Source organism: Paraburkholderia sejongensis, assembly GCF_020880815.1.
GTDB lineage: Bacteria > Pseudomonadota > Gammaproteobacteria > Burkholderiales > Burkholderiaceae > Paraburkholderia > Paraburkholderia sejongensis.
This window is the reverse complement of record NZ_JAJITD010000001.1, coordinates 366,028-382,989: the sequence shown is the minus strand read 5'-3', so window position 1 is coordinate 382,989 and position 16,962 is coordinate 366,028. Positions and strand designations below refer to the sequence as shown.

Genomic DNA, 16,962 nt, shown 5'->3' with positions numbered 1-16,962 from the left:
TTTAAACAGTGTTTTGCTTGCGTATCGCATAGGCGTGGACTTTAATCGGCATAGATCGTCGTGACGCAAAGCGTCGAGCGTGACGTCGATCCTGCGCTATTCGTCGGTTCGGATTCTCGTGTGCCGACGTGGCGCGAATCCCCTCCTTGCGCGTTTGTCCGCCCCATGCATTCATTCAATCTGTCCGCGTTGCCAGGATTTATCGGCCACGATTTGCCGCCCGTGCTCGCGGTCGTCGTGTTCTTTCTGATCGGCTATCTGGCGGTCGGCTTGCCGATGCATTTCCGCCAGGGCGCCGCGTCGCGTGATATCTGGGGCACCGCCGCCGGCGTGACGATGGCCGCGTTGTATGCGGCATTCGTTGTCGGCGTATATCCGTTGTTGCATCAGGTGGGCGCCATTACGCATTGATGCCCGGCATGCTGGTCATGTTGCGAGCTTCCGTGTTGCGCAGTGCTCTGTCGAGAAAGCGCGGCACACGTCTCGGCCCCAAACGCTGCTATAGCGATTCAAATAAAGCGTCGCGCTGCTGCCGGTGCTGTAGCGACGTTCTATAACGCCGGAGCCTCGCGCCCGTCCCGCCTGATTTGTCTTACTGTCTGCCTCGCGCTCTGGTGGAATGCGACACAGGTCGCCGGTGGCACGACGGCTGCTCTGAGCAGGTCAAACGATTAAGCGCGATCACGCGCCGCACGCGATCGAATGCGCGTCGCTTCACTTCGTTCATTTCATCGCAACGGTTCAGCGCGAGAGCGGCCCGGCCACCGTAACGCGCGGACACAAATGCGGCTGAACTCTGCTGCGCGCGGCTTTTCCGAGATTTATGACGCAAGGAGAAAATCGTGAGCAGGCTGATGGCATCGATGACACTGCTGGCGGCGGCAGCGAGTTTCACCGGCTGCGCGGTCGCGCCGTCTCCGGGATATGGCTACGGATACGGCTATGACTACGCGGCGCCCTACTATCCGTATGCGTATGGACCGCCCTATGCGCCGGTGTATGGGACGGTCGGTATCTATGGCGGATTCGGCGGTCCGTGCTGCTATTACCACGGTGGCCACGGCTACTGGCATGGTCCCGGCGGCTGGCACGGCCAGGGCGGCGGTTGGCACGGCGGTCATGGCGGCTGGCACGGCGGCGGATACGGCGGCGTGCATGGAGGCGGGAGTTCGTGGAGCAGCGGGGGTGGGATGGGCGGACACGGGCATTGAGGGGCCGTCGACGACGCTGAACTCGTGTCCGCCGCGCTCTTACTCCGGCCTCGTTTGTGCGAAGGGAGGTGCGCCCCGTTGCACCAGCACGAAGCAAACGATCCCGCGATTGCCTGGACCGGGGCGCAATGCGAGCGCCGCACTCCATGTCGAGGAACTCGCGGGGCAAAACTCAAAGAGCCCAGACAAAACAAAAACGGCGTTGTGATTTCTCACAACGCCGTTTGCAAAACTTTACTGCCTGAATTCTTTGGGGTGGCTGATGGGACTCGAACCCACGACGACAGGAATCACAATCCTGGACTCTACCAACTGAGCTACAGCCACCACTAACATCTGCTTGACTTGCTTTAAAAACTTGTCTCGCCGACGAAGAAGCAAGATTATACGAACAAGATTTGCGTTTGCCTAGCCCTTTATTCAAAAATTTCGACGGGCTCACGCAGATGCTGTCTTGCCTCGTCGAAGATGGCCAGGTCGCGCGCAGCAAGCCGCTTGCTATCGGACAGAACCCGGCGCCAACCGCGTGCGCCCGCTTCGCCGCGATACAGCCCCAGCGCATGCCGGGTGATCGCGCCGAGATAGGTGCCGCGCGCCATTTCCGCCGCGCAATACTCGATCAGTTTTGCTTCGACCTGGTCGCGGGTCAGCGGCGCTTGCGTCGCACCGTAGAAACGCGCGTCGACGTCGGCCAGCACATACGGATTGTGATAAGCCTCGCGCCCGAGCATCACGCCATCCACATGCTGAAGGTGCAACTCGACTTCATCGAGCGTCTTGATCCCGCCGTTGATGATGATTTCCAGCTGCGGAAAGTCGCGCTTCAGCTGATACGCGTAATCGTATTTGAGCGGCGGAATCTCGCGATTTTCCTTCGGGCTCAGCCCCTTCAGGATCGCGTTGCGCGCGTGGACGATGAACACCTCGCAGCCTGCCTCGGCGATCGTGCCGACGAAATCGCGCACGAACCCATATTCCTCGACCGCATCGACACCGATCCGGTGCTTGACCGTCACCGGCACCGACACCACGTCGCGCATCGCCTTCACGCAGTCGGCGACGAGTCGCGGCTCGTTCATCAGGCATGCGCCAAACGCGCCGCGCTGCACCCGCTCCGACGGGCAGCCACAGTTCAGGTTGATTTCGTCGTAGCCCCATTGCTCGCCGAGCTTCGCCGAGCGCGCCAGATCGTCGGGCTCGCTGCCGCCGAGTTGCAGCGCAACCGGTGCTTCATCGGGCGTAAACGCGAGATGGCGCGGCACGTCGCCGTGCAGCAGTGCGCCGGTCGTCACCATCTCGGTGTAGAGCCAGGTGTGGCGCGAAATCATCCGATGCAGCGAACGGCAATGACGATCTGTCCAGTCCATCATCGGCGCGACGGATACGCGGCGGGGGCTTGTTTTCACTGAGTTTTGCTGAGAATTCATGGAGTTGCGGGTAATCCGCGGGCACTCGACCGTGGCTCGTTTTTATGGTTCTGATCGTTTGCGCCCCGGCGACCACGTTGCAGCGCCTGAAGGACGACTAACGCCGTCAGCCAGCACGCGCAAAACGCAAAAGTATACGCTAGCCGGCCAGCTTTCGCCTGAACTCGGCATGGGAGGCCTCGCGGCGCCTTGTCCGTCAAATCCGCGCTATCACTTCGCGGCTCCTGTCAAAAAACCCTTGGTCAACAGGGTCAGACCACAGGTGACCCTTGTCGCGCAAAGCTCGGACCGATTGTTTTCAGATCGGGAATAGTAAATTCATATTATCGGTACAAATTTTCGATAGTACGGGTATACACTCGGTTCCATTGATGTCGCGGACACCTACCTCACCGGCTCCTGCGACGCCTCCCTGAAATGCAGTCGAAACGTTATCGGAGTTTCCTCATGAAGACCAAGTTCATCGCCGCCCTGCTGGTTGCCGCTTCCGCCTCGATCGCCGCCCCCGCTTTTGCCAGCGGCTATGGTCCGGCACCGTTCTACCGTCCGTCGGTTGGCGCACCGGCTTCGCAGCAAGGCCAGAACGAGCAGACCATCGCCGCAGAACGCGCCAGCGCCAACAACGGCACGACCGCTTACGGCGGCGTGAAGAGCGCATCGTCGCAGTCGGGCGCCCACGCGGAACGTGCGAACGGCCCGCAGTCGGTGTTCTTCGGTCAGTAAGCAGCCGGCTCGCACCGTTGAATTCGCTGCCCGCGTAGGGCAGCGCCCAACCTGGCGCCGCGCATCGAGTATCGATGCCGGCGCCAGCGGCGTTTACACAGCATCCAATTCGCGGCTAACCCGCCAGCCCGGCGTCGATTACCTCGCGCGCCGCGCGCAGCCCCGCCTCGGCGGCCGCATGCTCCGTGGGCCACAGCTGGTCGATATGCACCAGTTGCCAGTCGACTACCGTCGCATCATTGCGCAGCACCCGAAAATGCGCCTTCACACCGGTGAGCACCTGCTCGACCGCGACCTCGATGTCGTAGTCGCCATAGCGCTCCTGGTAATCGCCCATGTCGAGGCCCTTCGGCTCCATGCTTGCCTCCGTGGTATCGCTGCTCGCCTGCAAGCGGCCGCACGCGTCCCGCGAATGTCGCGATCGCTCGCGACTCGCCTGCGACCTGCCACCGTTCCTTCGAATCGTTGCCGACCGGCCAATCAGTCGCAATCGCCGGACAGATACTGCCGGCCGCTGCAATTGATTTCGACCTCGCCGCTGCCCGCCTCGGCCACGAGGCCGCTCGCCAGCAACTCCGCCACGGCGGACTGCGCGACTTCGGGCGCCGTCTGTCCGACACCGACGTCGTTCAGACGCCGCAACGCTTCGACCGCTTCTGGACTCAAGGATCTCGACATGGCCGTCTCCGTCGGAATGCTCAATTCATCCTAGCAAGTTTCATCCGCCGATGCAGGTGCTCTGCGCCACGCGGCCGCGATAGTGGATCGTGCACGCTGGCCACGCCGCCTTGAACCGCAATGGCGGCACGCACGCAAACAGTTTCGTTTGCGCGCGTGTCGACACGGCGCGAGCACGCCGCCGGCTGACCGCGCGCCCCGGAACACCGTGTGCTACTAGCTGATTGTCGATGCAGCGGGGTGTCTACCCATCATGCGGGCCCGAATCGCGACGGCACGCGGCATCGAAGGAGAACGATATGAAACAAAGCAGATGGTCGGCGCGGACGGTGGCCGCTTTCGCACACACATCGGCGCATGCAGCGGTGCTGGCGCCCGCCTTCGTCGCGGCGCTCGCATGCAGCGCCGCAGCCTTTGGGCAGACGAAGTCCGCCCCGAGTGCGCCGCCGGATAGCCATGCGCCGATGGCCAAACCGCCCGAAGCGGCGTCGGGCGCGGGCGGCGCCAGTAATCCCGACAACATGCCGATCAAGCGGCCGGACAAGCCGACCAACGATCACATGTCGCACCCGCCGCCCGCGAGCGGCGCGAATGCAAAATAGCGTCGTGCGGGCCTTGCGGCCGAATCACCGCAGAATGATCGCTGCGGCAGCGTGATGGCCGCAGCATCACAGTGGAAGTACCGCTGCGGGAGCGCCACCGCCGTAGCGCCACGCGGCAGCTCGACAGCAGCGCCATCCCAACCGCCGCACTCACAACCGCACTCACAACCGCGCGATCGACACCTCGGTCGACTTCACGAGCGCGACCACTTCCGAGCCGACCTTCAATTCGAGCTCGTCGACCGAGCGCGTCGTAATCACCGACGTAACGATCCCGAACGGCGTTTCCACGTCGACTTCGGACACCACCGAACCGCGGATGATTTCCTTGATCTTGCCTTTGAACTGATTACGCACGTTGATGGCGGAAATGCTCATTTGAATTAACTCCACAGATACAGTTGAAAACGAAACACGGATGATCGGACCACGCGAATCAGCTGGCCCGCTCGGACTTCAGACCGCCCAGCGCACCTCGGTCGGCCGGGCGCGCCGCTCCACCGGAGCCGCCACGCCGTACGGGTCGAAAGGCTCGTAGCCATGCTGCGACAGCGCATCGTCATTGGGCGCGTTTTTCAGCACGCGCTGCAGCACGTGCTCTTCCAGCGCGGCGAAACCAGCCGACGCCCGCGCGCGCGGCCGCTCGAGCGCGACCGGCTGATCGAGCGCGATGCGCCCCTCTTCGATCAGCAAAATCCGGTCGCCCAACGCGACCGCTTCATGCACGTCGTGAGTCACGAGCAGCGCGGTGAAGCGATGTTCGCGCCAAAGCCTCTCGATCAGCGCGTGCATTTCGATGCGCGTCAACGCATCGAGCGCGCCGAGCGGTTCATCGAGCAACAGCAGTTGCGGACGATGCACGAGCGCCCGCGCAAGCGCGACGCGCTGCCGTTGACCGCCCGACAGCTGCGCGGGCCAGTCGTTCGCGCGCTCCAGCAGACCGACTTCGGCGAGCACCGCCCGCGCATCGTCGCGCGCGCCGCGGCCCAGGCCAAGCATCACGTTCTGCAGCACGCTCTTCCACGGCAGCAAACGGGCGTCCTGAAACATGATCCGGGTATCGAGCGGGGTACCATCCGCGGCGCGCTTGTCGAGCACGCCCGCAGTCGCCGTCTCAAGTCCGGCGACGAGCCGCAGCAACGTCGATTTACCGCAACCGCTGCGCCCGACGATCGCGACGAAACTGCCGCGCTCGATCGACAGATCGAAGTCCGACAGCACCGCGCGCTCGCCGTAGCGTTTGCCGACGCCGCGCAGCTGCACCGCGTAATCGTTGGCGTTGCGCGCATCGTGGCGCGTGAGCGGCGCGGCCCGTTCCCCCACCCGCGGCTGCGCGAGTTCGGCCTCCAGATCGCGGCCGGCGATGCCGCCGAAGCTCGTCGATAACGTCGTTGCGCTCATGCTTTCGCTCCTCGCTGATAGGCCGGATGCCAGCGCAGCGACACGCGCTCGAGGCTCTTCGCGAGCATGTCGGCCGCTTTGCCGAGCGCCGCGTACAGCAGAATGCCGACCACCACCACATCGGTTTGCAGGAATTCGCGCGCGTTCATCGTCATGTAGCCGATGCCCGATTGCGCGGAAATGGTCTCGGCGACAATCAACGTGACCCACATCAGGCCGAGCGCGAAGCGCACGCCGACGAGGATCGACGGCAGCGCGCCGGGCAGGATCACGTGCCGGTACAGCGCGAAGCCGCTGACGCCATAGCTGCGCGCCATTTCGATCAGGTTCGCGTCGACCGAGCGGATGCCGTGGAAGGTATTCACGTAGACCGGGAAAAACACCCCGAGCGCGACGAGAAACACCTTCGCCTCCTCTTCGATGCCGAACCACAGGATCACTAACGGAATCATCGCCAGCGCGGGGATGTTGCGGATCATCTGCACGCTCGAATCGAGCATGATTTCGGCGGGCCGGAACAGCCCGGTCGCAAGTCCAAGCACGAGGCCGATCCCGCCGCCGATCGCAAAGCCCGACACCGCGCGCCACGTGCTGACGCGCACGTCCGCCCACATCTGGCCCGACTGGATCAGCGACCACGCGGCCTTCACGACCGCGAGCGGCTCGGGCAGCACGCGGGTCGACAGCGCGCCGCTGCGCGCGGCCAGTTCCCACGCGAGCAGGATCGCGAGCGGTGCGAGCCACGGCAGCAGATGCGCGCCGAAGCGGCGCAATGCGTCGGCGCGCGCGCCGCGCGACGCCTGCGCGTCCGGCGGCGCGGCCGCGCTCAAAGTGCCTTGCGTCATGATGTTTTCTCCTTGTGCGAACCCAAACCGTGCGTCGCGCGCGCTCAGCTCGCGCTCGCCGCCTTTGGCAGCTCGCTGGTGCCGACGATCTCGCCGAACGGTCCCGACAGCGGACCATTGGCGACCTTGCTCGCGCGCTGCGGCAGCAACGGAAACACGAGTTCGGCGAATCGATAGGATTCCTCCAGGTGCGGATAGCCGGACAGGATGAACGTGTCGATGCCGAGCGCCGCATATTCCTTCATACGCTCGGCGACCTGCTCGGGATTGCCGACCAGCGCGGTACCGGCGCCGCCGCGCACGAGGCCGACGCCGGCCCACAGGTTCGGATAGATTTCGAGCTGCTCGCGCCCGCCGCGCTTGCCGCCGTGCAGCGCGGCCATGCGGCGCTGCCCCTCCGAGTCCATCTTCGCGAACGACGCCTGGGCGCGCGCGATCGTGTCGTCGTCGAGCTTGCTGATCAGCTTGTCGGCGGCGGCCCACGCCTCCTCTTCGGTCTCGCGCACGATCACGTGCAGGCGGATGCCGAAGCGGATCTGCCGGCCGCGCGACTCGGCGCGCGCGCGAATGTCGGCAATCTTCTTCGCGACTGCTTCAGGCGGCTCGCCCCACGTCAGATAGGTATCGATATGATCCGCCGCGATATCGTGCGCGGCCGCCGACGAGCCGCCGAACCACAGCGGCGGATGCGGCTTCTGCACCGGCGGATAGAGCGCCTTGCCGCCCTGCGATTGCAGATGCTTGCCGTCGAAATCGATCGCGTCGTTGGTGTGCGACGCGGCGAGCAGCTTGCGCCAGATATGCAGGTACTCGTCCGTGATTTCGTAGCGGGTGTCGTGATCGACGAACACGCCGTCGCCGGCCAGCTCGGTCGCATCGCCGCCGGTCACCACGTTGATCAGCAAACGCCCGTTCGACAACCGGTCGAAGGTCGCCGCCATCCGCGCGGCCAGCCCCGGCGACGACAGTCCCGGGCGCACCGCGACCAGAAACTTCAGGCGCTGGGTCGCGGCAATCAGGCTCGATGCGACCACCCACGCGTCTTCGCACGAGCGCCCGGTCGGCAGCAGCACGCCTTCGTAGCCGAGCGTATCGGCGGCGACCGCGATCTGGCGGAAGTAATCGTAGTCGGCGGCACGTGCGCCTTGGGACGTACCGAGATAGCGGCTATCGCCGTGAGTCGGAATGAACCAGAACACATTCATGTTATTGCTCCTGCCTCGTTCTAAACGTAAATGGAAACGCTGCGCGCGAACGCCGCGCGCACGCCGGCCGCGCGCAGCGGGCCGGTATCCGGCCACGCGCTGCGACGCAAGCGAAGGAATTGAGAAACGCACGGCGGCTCGGGCCGCCAGCAATGGCTATCGGCTATGCGCCGGGCGGACGGCCGCGCGGCTTTCTGCACATGCAGGCCGTGCGGCAACAGGGATTCGGCATCAGGCTGGACATCGCGACGGGATTCCTCGACCAACGTGCGCGTGATGCGCTCGATTCGACAAATGACGGCGACCGGCGCCGTCTGCATGAGGAAACAGTCTATGGAGCGGTCCGCGGCTTTTGAACGATTTTTTTTAGCTTAGGAATTCCGCTTTCGTGATTAGCCCGTCGCTCGGGCATACAGGTGTTGCGCTTTATGCACGCCATCGCAGGCAACACGACCCCTGTCGATATAATGGCGCACGTTTTCCTATCATCCGGTACGGGTTTTGCAAACAATTGCGCCGCCTGTACTGTGCGGGTGCAATGCATGCAAAAAATAATTCTGCCGTTTGTCGCCGGTTTTCTGGCTTCGCTGTTTTTTCACGAATCGACGCTGTCGCTGATGCACGCGGCCGGCATCATCGATTCAAGCGGTTTTTCGACCGCGCCGTTCCTGCCGCTCGGCCTGCCTGAGTTCATCGCGAACGCGATCTGGAGCGCGTGCTGGGCCGTGCTGATGGCCTGGCTGCTGCGCGTCGCGCCGCATCGTCGCGCGCCGTGGGTGCCGGCCTTCGTATTCGGCGGCATCGTGCTGACGGCGGCCAGCGTGTTCGTCGTCGATCCACTGCGCGGCATCTGGCCGAGCGGCAACATGCTGCCGCGTCTCGCGGTCGGCTTCGCGGCCAATGCAATGTGGGGCTGGGGCGCGCTCGTGTTCATGCGCGCGTTCATGGCAACCGAGGACGAAGAGTAAGCGCGCCTCGCTGCGCGTTCAGCCGCGCAGCTCGCGCAACGGATGCTCGTTCGCGGGCCACGGGCTCTCGAACATCCGCTCGACGTCGGCCGCGCTGACGTCCTCGATCCGCGCGAAACGCCAGCGCGGCGCGTTGTCCTTGTCGATGATGCGCGCGCGGATCCCCTCCACCGTATCGCCGAGCGCAAAGCTCGAGCGCGTCAGATCGAGATCGACGCGCAGCACGTCGGCCATCGAGCCCTCCGCGCGCGTGACCACCTCCAGCGAGACCGCCATCGACAACGGCGAGCGCTCGCGCAACACCGCGATCGTCTGCTCGGCCCACTCCGCCCCCTCGCCGCCGCGCGCGCGCTCCTGTTCGAGCGACGCGAGAATGCGCGCGAGATCCGGCAGCGCGAAATGCCGGTCGATCAACGTGCGCGCGTGGGCGAGCGGCGCATCCTCGGGCGCTGGCGCGACCCGATACGCGGCCGCCTCACGCTCGATGCACGCGACCACCTCGGCGCCGCGCTCGAACGGCTCGCGGCCCAGCGTGTCGAGCAACGCGGGCAACGCCTGCTCGTCGATATAGACATCGGCGAGGCCGGCGTACAGGGCATCGGCCGCGCCGATCGTCGCGCCGGTCACCGCCAGATAGCGGCCGAGCGCGCCCGGCGTGCGGGCGAGAAACCAGCTGGCGCCGACGTCGGGAAACAGGCCGATGCGGGTCTCGGGCATCGCCATCTGCGTCGATTGCGTGACGACGCGCAATCCGCCGGTGCGATGCGCGCCCTGCGAGATGCCCATCCCGCCGCCCATCACGATGCCGTTCATCAACGCGATATACGGCTTCGGATAGGTGAAGATCGCGTGATTGAGCCGGTACTCCTCGCTGAAGAACGTGTCGCGCGCCCGCTGGTCACCGCGTTGCGCGGCCTCGTACATGAAGCGGATGTCGCCGCCCGCGCACAGCGCGCGCGCATGCCGGCTGCGCACCACCACCGCCAGCACCTCGGGATCCTCGCGCCACTCGTCGAGCGCCGCGTGCATCGCGCGGATCATCCCGGTCGACAACGCGTTCAGCGCCTTGGGCCGCTCCAGTTCGATGAAGCCGATACGGTTGGTGACGTGGGTCGCGATTTCGTCGCTGACGGCGGGCGAGGCGGACGTGGACATGGAGAACGGCGCGCGGCGGCGCTAGCGTGACGGGGAACTGAACGTTATCACGTGCGCGCGGCCTTGCGTTTCGCGGGGGACGCGGCGCCGCTGGCGGGCGGCGCGCCGAGCCACGCATCGAGCGTCACGCCGACGAGCGCATCGAGCGGCGCGTTCGGGAAAACCGGACACGTGAGATTGAGCGCGACGATGCCGTGCAGGGCCGCCCATAACGCTTCGGCGAGGATTGCCGAGTCCACCTGGGCGACCGGCGCCGATAGACGCCCCGCCGCGCGTAATTCGTCGAGCGCGTCGATCATGATGCGCAGCGCGGCGCTGCCGGAATCGTCGGCGCTTGCGCTAACCTGGTTGGGCAGCGCGGCGGGCGTGTCACCGGCTTCTTCCACCTCCGCAGCCGCCGCGCTTGCCTTCCCTTCGCGCGCCCCCGCCATCGCCCCGAACGCCGCGCCGGTATAGCTCGGATCCTCCATGAAGATCAGCCGGTACGTCTGCGGGTGCTCGACGCCGAACGCCACATACGCGCGCCCGAGCGCCTTCAGCCGCTGCGCTGGATCCTCGATGCGCGCGAGCGGCGCGAAAGTCTCGAGCAACTGCGCGAAACCCTCTTCGCACAGCGCTTGCGCGATCTCGTCGCGGCTCGCGAAATGCAGGTACAGCGTCGCGGGCGAATATTCGATTGCGTCGGCGATCTTGCGCATCGACAGCGCGGCAAATCCCTCGCGCATCACGATGCGCCGCGCGGCATCGAGGATGCGTTCGCGCAGCGCCTGCTTCTGGCGGTTTTTTCGTTCGGCGATTCCCATGTCCGCGATTTTGAGATTGACAAACTGAAAAGTCAAATTAAACTGAACACCGTTTAGTGAACAGTGTTCAGTAAGTTTTCATTTGTCATTGCACGCGGGAAACTCGCGCCGCACACAGGGAGTCGTCATGCAAGTCACGGGAAAAGTCGGTTTATTCGGTGCCGCGGGCGCGGCCGGGCAAAGCATCGCGACGGCATTGAGCGCGGCCGGTCGCGACTACCGCGTGGTCGGCCGCTCGCGCGAGCCGCTGCAACGCGCGTTCGGCAACGACCCGCGCGCGGAGATAGTCACGTGGTATCCCGACGATCCGCGCTCGATCGAAGCCGCGGCGGCCGGCCTGCAGACCATCATCTATCTGGTCGGCGTGCCGTACCACCGGTTCGCGCAGCATCCTGCGTTGATGGAGAAAACGCTGGCCGGCGTGACCGCGGCGGGCGTCGAACGTCTGATCCTGATCGGCACCGTGTATCCGTACGGTCGCGCGCGCGGCAATCCGATCCGCGAGGATCATCCGCGTGAACCGCATACGTTCAAAGGGCGCATGCGGCTCGCGCAGGAGCAGCTCGTTCTGGCCGCGCATGGCCAGCGCGGGCTCGAAACGCTGGTGCTACGGCTGCCCGACTTTTATGGACCGAACATCGAACGCAGTCTGCTCAATGGCCTATTCGTCGGCGCGGCAAGCGGCAAGCGCGCGCAGATGATCGGACCGATCGACGTGCCGCACGAGTTTGTGTATTTACCGGACATCGGCCCGGTCGTCGAAACGCTCACGCGCACGCCGCAAGCCTATGGACGCTGGTGGCATCTGGCCGGTACCGGCACGATCACGCAGCGCGAGATCGCGCGGCAAGCGTATGCACTGATGGGAACGGAGCCGAAGCTGATGGTGGCCGGCAAGAGCATGCTGCGTGTGCTCGGCCTGTTCAGTCCACTGATGCGGGAGTTGGTGGAGATGAACTACCTGATGACCGAGCCCGTGGTGCTCGACGACAGCGCGCTAACGGCTTTGCTCGGGCCGATAGAAAAAACCTCGTATCAGGAAGGTATCCGGCGATGCGTCGAAGCGGCGCGCGAGGCAGCGGCGCGCGGCACGAACTAGTAAGAAGGCGCGGCGAAAGCGCTGCGAGGGCGCTGCGAATGCGCGTGGGAACTCCGGAACCGGAAGGAAGCTTGCTGAAGCGCTGCCCGCGAGCGCGAGCCCGCCGTAGTTGATTGCCGGCACGCGATGCCGGCTAGCCCGCCATCTGCCCGGGCGGAAAATGCCCGCTCTTGAGCAGCACCGGCGTACCGTTACTGATCTGCAGATGCTCGCGCGCCACCGCCTCGATGCGGGGGCGGCCGGCGTCGAACGCGCGCAGCCAGCCCTCGAGGTCCTCGCTGTACGCGCCGAAATGATCCTCGAGCGCTTCGACCGAGATCGCGCACGGGACCGGCTCGCCATCCACCAACGCGGAAAAGACCACGGTCAGGTTCGAGTCGCGGTAAGCAGGCGCGTCTGCGGGAAAGCGGATTTCCATGGTCGCCTCTTCAAAGATTGCGGGAGCGGCGCCGGCGCTCGGACAGCGCCGCCGGCCGCCGCTCCCGCGCGGGTTTCGCTATGGTACTCGCCGCGCCGGACCGGGGTCCAGCGCGGGCCGCCCGGGGTCACTGCCGGCGTTACTGCGCGGCGTCACTGCCCGTCGAGCAGACGGTCGACATAATCGCGCGCCGCCTGTTCGACGAACGCGAGCGCCTCTTCTTCGCTACCGAAGCGCTGGCGGTCGCCCAGTTCCAGCAGGGTTTCCATCCGGTGCGGATCGTCGGGACCGAGTTCGGCGAGGCTGACCGAGCCGACGTAGGTGCTTTGCACCTCGCCGCCCGGCTCAATGCTCGCCGCGCCCGGCGTGCTCGATGCGCTGCCGACCGGCACGAGACGCGCGGCAGCGCTGATGTAATAACCGCGATAAGGGCCACTGACCCGTTCAGCCATGGTTCGCTCTCCTCTTTTACGATTGCCGGGCGGGCGCGTTGTCCGCGCATCGCAAACGAATGCGCGGACCTGCTCAAACGCGACCCGCACTGACACAATAAGGCGCATCGCGACACGATAAGTTCTGCGCGACCGCCGTTCGACGCTTGCATAACTTATGCAGGACACGCTGGTCGAAGCGTCACGAGCGACGTACCGGGCGCGCTCGCCCGACCATTCTTCCACGCACTCCCCAAGTTCAGCGAATGCCATATGGGAAAATATTTTTTGCAGGATCACGAACTGCCCGAGCCGCAAGCCGCGAACCTGTGGTTCGCGTACGCCGAAAATCACGGCATCGACATTCCGAAAGCGATCAGTATCTGGGAAGACGCGGCCACCGCGGAAGGCGACGAAGCTCGCCGGCTCATCGGCGCCGCGGGTCTGAGGTTCGAACTCGGGCTCGAAGATTCCTAGCCGCTGCACACGCTTGAACGCGCGTCGTAAGGCGCACCTTATCGGCCAACCGGCCAGCCCGATTTATCCGCATGAAAGGACTCATTACGATGCATTTCACGACGCAAGCGCGCCGCGCCGACCGATTTTTTCGCCTTCGCTCGAACGCGGCGCTGGCCGTCGTGCCGCTCGTGCGGCGCGCATCGCGCCCGGCCGCGCTGCCCGCCGCGTTGCTGCTCGCAGCCGGCATTGCCGGCTGCGCGTCGTCGAACACCACGTCGCTGATCAACCTGCCGAACGGTCAGAGCGGCTTCGCGATCAACTGCAGCGGCGCCGACGCCGGCTCGAGCTGGGCGTCGTGCTACGTGCAGGCCGGCAAGGCCTGCGGCGCGACCGGCTACGACATCGTGTCGAAAGATAACGACGAAGGCGGCACCGCCGGCGGCAGCGTGACGAACGTCGTGTCGGCGAACGTCAAGAACCGCTCGATGATCATCCGCTGCAAGTAAGCGAAGTCATTGCCGCGCGCGGCAGGCGCTCAATGCGCCTGCATCTTCGAAAAGAGATTGAGCACCGCGACGCCGGCGACGATCAGCCCGAGCCCGATAATCGCCGGCAGATCTGGCACCTGCCGGTACAGCACCAGCGCGACGAGCGTAATCAGCACGATCCCCGCGCCCGACCAGACCGCGTACACGACCCCGACCGGAATGCTTTTGAGCGTCAGCGACAGGCAGTAAAACGCGACGCCATAACCGGCCACCACGAGCGCGGACGGCAGCACGCGCGTAAAGCCGTCGGAGGCCCGCATCGCCGAAGTCGCGATCACTTCGGCGACGATCGCGATCGCGAGCAACGCATACGGAGGCAACCGCATCGGCTCAGGCCTTCGCGAGCGCGAGCTTGCCGTAGTCGTGACCGAGATGCGCGCACAGCGCTTCGACCACCAGTTCGTGGTCCGCTCGCTGCGGCAGGCCCGACACGGTGATCGAGCCGATCACGCCCGCGCCCTGCACTGTCAACGGAAACGCGCCGCCGTGCGACGCGTATTCGGTGGCCGGCAAACCGTGCTTGTCGGCAAGCGATGCGCCCGCTTGCTGCATCTTCAGACCGATCGCGTACGAGCTGCGCCGGAAATGCGCGACCGTATTGCCCTTGCGGCGGGCCCAGTCGACGTTGTCCGGGGTCGCACCGTCGAGCAGGCTGAAGAACAGCGGCTGGCCGAACGTGCGCACGTCGATCGCGGCGGCGATACCGCGCGCTTTCGCGACCTCGTGCAGATAGGCACCGACTTGCCACGCGCGGTCGGCATCGAAACGGGGGAAAACGAGCGTCTTTTCCTGAACGGCAATCAGCTGTAGATCGTGAGCGATATCCATAGGGGTTCGAAGCGGGATCAGAGAGTTGAAGCGCTCGCCGTGCCAGAACATAGCGAGCCGCGTGGAGATCTGGATTCTAGCGCAGCGTTCGAAACCGGCTTTTTCGCGCGCTACGTATCCGCTTGCTGCGCAACCTGTTTCGGTTATGAAGCTAGTCCTTACATAGCTATTGCATTCGCCGTTTGGTTGTTCTATAATCTTTTCTTCGACGGACGCGGGGTGGAGCAGTCTGGCAGCTCGTCGGGCTCATAACCCGAAGGTCGTAGGTTCAAATCCTACCCCCGCAACCACGAAGTCATTGAAGGGTTACAACGCATCGGCGTGTAACCCTTTTTTGTTTTTGTCGTCCGCTTTTTGTGCGCATCGCCGGACGCGGGCGATGCGGATGCCGGCTCCCGGAAGAATTCGCAGGCAATAGATGCAAAAAATAAAAGCGGCCGCCCTAGCCCAGCCAGATCACCACGGCGCAATACAGAACCAGCGCCAGGGACAAAAACACAAAAACGAAAAAAGAGTCCATAAATCGACAGAGCGCCACTGAGATCCCGAGCCTTCAGGCGAAAAAAAAAGCGCGTCAAACAAATGACGCGCCCAAGACTACGAGGCAATGTACAAGAGAGAACAGATGACTGCAGCGGACGCGGGGGGCTTCCATTGCAACCATCGGGACCGATGCTATCAGCGGAGTTGAAAATCGACTGTCAACCAATGTCAGACCTGGCCGTGCGCGCGACGGCGTTGCCGGGCGGGCACTGCGATCGAAGCTGCGCCCCCGCCGCATAGCCTCTCCAGCGTCTCAGAAAAGCCCCGCCCCGGTGATAAACTCCTATCACCCTTTCTCGTCCCCTCTCTATGAAATTCTGTTCTGTCTGCGGCCACGGCGTCAGTCTGAGCATTCCGCCGGGCGACAATCGCGAGCGTTTCGTGTGCGGCAGTTGCGGCACGGTGCACTATCAGAACCCGCGCAACGTGGTCGGCACCGTTCCAGTCTGGGACGACAAGGTGCTGCTGTGCCGGCGCGCGATCGAGCCGCGCTACGGCTACTGGACCCTGCCGGCCGGCTTCATGGAAATGGGCGAGACGACCGCCGAGGCCGCGTCGCGCGAAACACTCGAGGAAGCCGGCGCGCGCGTCGAAGTGCAGAACCTGTTTTCGCTGCTGAACGTGCCGCACGTGCATCAGGTGCATCTGTTCTACATGGCGCGGCTGCTCGATCTCGACATTGCCGCTGGTGAAGAAAGCCTCGAAGTGAAGCTGTTCGAGGAGCACGAGATCCCTTGGGACGAGATCGCGTTTCCGACCGTCGGCCAAACGCTGCGGTTCTTTTTCGCCGACCGCGCGGCCGGCAGTTTCGGCCTGCATACCGGCGACATCTTCCGCTCGCTGCGCGAAGGCTGAGCGGCGCGCATGGTTCCCTGGCTCGGTGCCGACGATCCGTTTCCGCCCGTCGAGCGCGCGCTCAGCGCGGCGAGCGGCGCGCCCGGCCTGCTCGCGGCGAGCGGCGACCTGCTGCCGTCGCGCCTGCTCGATGCTTACCGCCGCGGCATCTTCCCGTGGTATTCGGACGGCCAGCCGGTGCTGTGGTGGAGTCCCGATCCACGCATGATCCTGCGCCCCGCCGAATTCAAACTGTCGCCGTCGCTGCGCAAGACGCTCAAACACGTGTTGCGCGACGACGCGTGGGAAATCCGCGTCGATCACGATTTCGCCGCGGTGATGCGCTCGTGCGCGCAGGCGCCGCGACGCGGCCAGCGCGGCACATGGATCACCGCCGAGGTCGTCGAAGCGTATTCGACGCTGCACCGCCTCGGCGACGCGCACAGCATCGAAACCTGGTTCGAAGGCAGGCGCGTGGGCGGCCTGTATGGGGTGTCGCTCGGCCGGATGTTCTTCGGCGAATCGATGTATACCGAGGTCACCGACGGCTCGAAAATGGCGCTGGCCGCGCTCGTTTCCCACTTGCGACGTCACGAAATAGAAATGATAGACTGCCAGCAGAACACGTCGCATCTGGCCTCGCTGGGCGGTCGCGAGATAGCGCGCAAGGCGTTCGTCGCGCATGTTCGCGCGGCGGTCGGCGCCCCGGCGATTCCGTGGCGCTTCGACAAGACCGTCCTGCTCGAGCTCGTCACGCGGGCGGCGTAGGAAGAAAGAATCAGGC

General features: G+C 64.8%; 24 protein-coding genes and 2 tRNA genes. 12 read left to right on the top strand and 14 right to left on the bottom strand.

Translation table 11 applies throughout. From position 1 onward, the window contains the following. Positions 1-165: 165 nt before the first annotated feature. Together LJ656_RS01585 and LJ656_RS01580 are read left to right on the top strand one after the other, a co-directional pair. The gene (locus tag LJ656_RS01585; protein ID WP_230507519.1) at positions 166-411 is read left to right on the top strand and encodes a hypothetical protein; all 246 of its coding nucleotides are present in this window, start codon (positions 166-168) and stop codon (positions 409-411) included. 431 nt (positions 412-842) lie between these two features. Next, positions 843-1,211 carry a hypothetical protein gene (locus tag LJ656_RS01580; protein WP_230507518.1) on the top strand — a complete coding sequence of 123 codons (369 nt, stop codon included), beginning with the start codon at positions 843-845 and terminating at the stop codon, positions 1,209-1,211. Between the two features lie 251 nt (positions 1,212-1,462). On the opposite strand, the gene LJ656_RS01575 is transcribed toward LJ656_RS01580, so the two are convergent. Next, positions 1,463-1,538: transfer RNA gene (locus tag LJ656_RS01575), tRNA-His, on the bottom strand. Between the two features lie 89 nt (positions 1,539-1,627). Next, the gene (gene dusA / locus LJ656_RS01570) at positions 1,628-2,578 is read right to left on the bottom strand and encodes a tRNA dihydrouridine(20/20a) synthase DusA (RefSeq protein ID WP_230507901.1); all 951 of its coding nucleotides are present in this window, start codon (positions 2,576-2,578) and stop codon (positions 1,628-1,630) included. A gap of 507 nt (positions 2,579-3,085) precedes the next feature. Between dusA and LJ656_RS01565 the strand changes: the two genes are divergently transcribed. After that, positions 3,086-3,361 carry a hypothetical protein gene (locus LJ656_RS01565; RefSeq protein ID WP_230507517.1) on the top strand — a complete coding sequence of 92 codons (276 nt, stop codon included), beginning with the start codon at positions 3,086-3,088 and terminating at the stop codon, positions 3,359-3,361. Positions 3,362-3,476: 115 nt separating this feature from the next. On the opposite strand, the gene LJ656_RS01560 is transcribed toward LJ656_RS01565, so the two are convergent. Beyond that, positions 3,477-3,719: a DUF6566 family protein gene (locus LJ656_RS01560; protein ID WP_230507516.1), complete on the bottom strand. Its 243-nt coding sequence runs from the start codon at positions 3,717-3,719 to the stop codon at positions 3,477-3,479. Positions 3,720-3,841: 122 nt separating this feature from the next. Continuing rightward, positions 3,842-4,039: a hypothetical protein gene (locus tag LJ656_RS01555; protein ID WP_230507515.1), complete on the bottom strand. Its 198-nt coding sequence runs from the start codon at positions 4,037-4,039 to the stop codon at positions 3,842-3,844. Between the two features lie 299 nt (positions 4,040-4,338). Between LJ656_RS01555 and LJ656_RS01550 the strand changes: the two genes are divergently transcribed. Then, a complete protein-coding gene (locus LJ656_RS01550; RefSeq protein ID WP_230507514.1) occupies positions 4,339-4,641 on the top strand; it encodes a hypothetical protein in 303 nt (100 codons plus the stop codon). A gap of 162 nt (positions 4,642-4,803) precedes the next feature. Here the strand turns inward: LJ656_RS01550 and LJ656_RS01545 are convergent, their stop codons facing one another. The 4 genes from LJ656_RS01545 to ssuD form a co-directional block, all read right to left on the bottom strand. Then, the gene (locus LJ656_RS01545) at positions 4,804-5,019 is read right to left on the bottom strand and encodes a TOBE domain-containing protein (RefSeq protein ID WP_074763818.1); all 216 of its coding nucleotides are present in this window, start codon (positions 5,017-5,019) and stop codon (positions 4,804-4,806) included. 78 nt (positions 5,020-5,097) lie between these two features. Continuing rightward, the gene (locus LJ656_RS01540; protein WP_230507513.1) at positions 5,098-6,042 is read right to left on the bottom strand and encodes an ATP-binding cassette domain-containing protein; all 945 of its coding nucleotides are present in this window, start codon (positions 6,040-6,042) and stop codon (positions 5,098-5,100) included. Continuing rightward, positions 6,039-6,887, bottom strand: a complete 849-nt coding sequence (gene ssuC, locus LJ656_RS01535) for an aliphatic sulfonate ABC transporter permease SsuC (RefSeq protein WP_230507512.1) — start codon at positions 6,885-6,887, stop codon at positions 6,039-6,041. Before ssuC ends, LJ656_RS01540 begins: the two co-directional genes overlap by 4 nt. A gap of 44 nt (positions 6,888-6,931) precedes the next feature. After that, positions 6,932-8,092 carry an FMNH2-dependent alkanesulfonate monooxygenase gene (ssuD, locus tag LJ656_RS01530; RefSeq protein WP_230507511.1) on the bottom strand — a complete coding sequence of 387 codons (1,161 nt, stop codon included), beginning with the start codon at positions 8,090-8,092 and terminating at the stop codon, positions 6,932-6,934. 152 nt (positions 8,093-8,244) lie between these two features. Between ssuD and LJ656_RS01525 the strand changes: the two genes are divergently transcribed. Then, positions 8,245-8,448 (top strand): hypothetical protein, encoded by a 204-nt coding sequence (locus LJ656_RS01525; protein WP_230507510.1) that lies wholly within the window; start codon positions 8,245-8,247, stop codon positions 8,446-8,448. Between the two features lie 186 nt (positions 8,449-8,634). Next, positions 8,635-9,060 (top strand): hypothetical protein, encoded by a 426-nt coding sequence (locus LJ656_RS01520; RefSeq protein ID WP_230507509.1) that lies wholly within the window; start codon positions 8,635-8,637, stop codon positions 9,058-9,060. A gap of 18 nt (positions 9,061-9,078) precedes the next feature. On the opposite strand, the gene LJ656_RS01515 is transcribed toward LJ656_RS01520, so the two are convergent. Both LJ656_RS01515 and LJ656_RS01510 read right to left on the bottom strand, forming a co-directional pair. Then, positions 9,079-10,215: an enoyl-CoA hydratase/isomerase family protein gene (locus LJ656_RS01515; RefSeq protein ID WP_230507508.1), complete on the bottom strand. Its 1,137-nt coding sequence runs from the start codon at positions 10,213-10,215 to the stop codon at positions 9,079-9,081. Positions 10,216-10,262: 47 nt separating this feature from the next. Next, a complete protein-coding gene (locus tag LJ656_RS01510; protein WP_230507507.1) occupies positions 10,263-11,018 on the bottom strand; it encodes a TetR/AcrR family transcriptional regulator in 756 nt (251 codons plus the stop codon). A 127-nt stretch (positions 11,019-11,145) separates the two neighbouring features. Here LJ656_RS01510 and LJ656_RS01505 point away from each other — a divergent pair, with 127 nt between their 5' ends. Then, the gene (locus tag LJ656_RS01505) at positions 11,146-12,117 is read left to right on the top strand and encodes an NAD-dependent epimerase/dehydratase family protein (protein ID WP_230507506.1); all 972 of its coding nucleotides are present in this window, start codon (positions 11,146-11,148) and stop codon (positions 12,115-12,117) included. Positions 12,118-12,250: 133 nt separating this feature from the next. Here LJ656_RS01505 and LJ656_RS01500 read toward each other — a convergent pair whose 3' ends face one another. Further along, positions 12,251-12,535, bottom strand: coding sequence for a DUF1488 family protein (locus tag LJ656_RS01500; RefSeq protein WP_230507505.1), 285 nt, complete (start codon positions 12,533-12,535; stop codon positions 12,251-12,253). A gap of 152 nt (positions 12,536-12,687) precedes the next feature. Continuing rightward, complete coding sequence (locus LJ656_RS01495; protein WP_230507504.1) at positions 12,688-12,987, bottom strand: hypothetical protein; 300 nt, start codon at positions 12,985-12,987, stop codon at positions 12,688-12,690. Between the two features lie 252 nt (positions 12,988-13,239). On the opposite strand from LJ656_RS01495, the gene LJ656_RS01490 reads away from it, so the two are divergent. Both LJ656_RS01490 and LJ656_RS01485 read left to right on the top strand, forming a co-directional pair. Next, the gene (locus LJ656_RS01490; protein WP_230507503.1) at positions 13,240-13,443 is read left to right on the top strand and encodes a hypothetical protein; all 204 of its coding nucleotides are present in this window, start codon (positions 13,240-13,242) and stop codon (positions 13,441-13,443) included. An 89-nt stretch (positions 13,444-13,532) separates the two neighbouring features. Beyond that, a complete protein-coding gene (locus LJ656_RS01485) occupies positions 13,533-13,931 on the top strand; it encodes a hypothetical protein (protein WP_230507900.1) in 399 nt (132 codons plus the stop codon). A 29-nt stretch (positions 13,932-13,960) separates the two neighbouring features. Here the strand turns inward: LJ656_RS01485 and LJ656_RS01480 are convergent, their stop codons facing one another. Together LJ656_RS01480 and LJ656_RS01475 are read right to left on the bottom strand one after the other, a co-directional pair. After that, entirely contained in the window at positions 13,961-14,293 is a 333-nt protein-coding gene (locus LJ656_RS01480) for a DMT family transporter (RefSeq protein ID WP_425605901.1), read from the bottom strand. A 10-nt stretch (positions 14,294-14,303) separates the two neighbouring features. Then, positions 14,304-14,801: a heme-degrading domain-containing protein gene (locus LJ656_RS01475; RefSeq protein WP_230507501.1), complete on the bottom strand. Its 498-nt coding sequence runs from the start codon at positions 14,799-14,801 to the stop codon at positions 14,304-14,306. A gap of 213 nt (positions 14,802-15,014) precedes the next feature. On the opposite strand from LJ656_RS01475, the gene LJ656_RS01470 reads away from it, so the two are divergent. The 3 genes from LJ656_RS01470 (at position 15,015) to aat (ending at position 16,946) form a co-directional block, all read left to right on the top strand. Continuing rightward, positions 15,015-15,091: transfer RNA gene (locus tag LJ656_RS01470), tRNA-Met, on the top strand. Between the two features lie 562 nt (positions 15,092-15,653). Further along, positions 15,654-16,199 carry an NUDIX hydrolase gene (locus tag LJ656_RS01465; protein ID WP_074284429.1) on the top strand — a complete coding sequence of 182 codons (546 nt, stop codon included), beginning with the start codon at positions 15,654-15,656 and terminating at the stop codon, positions 16,197-16,199. A 9-nt stretch (positions 16,200-16,208) separates the two neighbouring features. Beyond that, a complete protein-coding gene (gene aat, locus LJ656_RS01460) occupies positions 16,209-16,946 on the top strand; it encodes a leucyl/phenylalanyl-tRNA--protein transferase (RefSeq protein WP_230507500.1) in 738 nt (245 codons plus the stop codon). Positions 16,947-16,962: the final 16 nt, after the last annotated feature.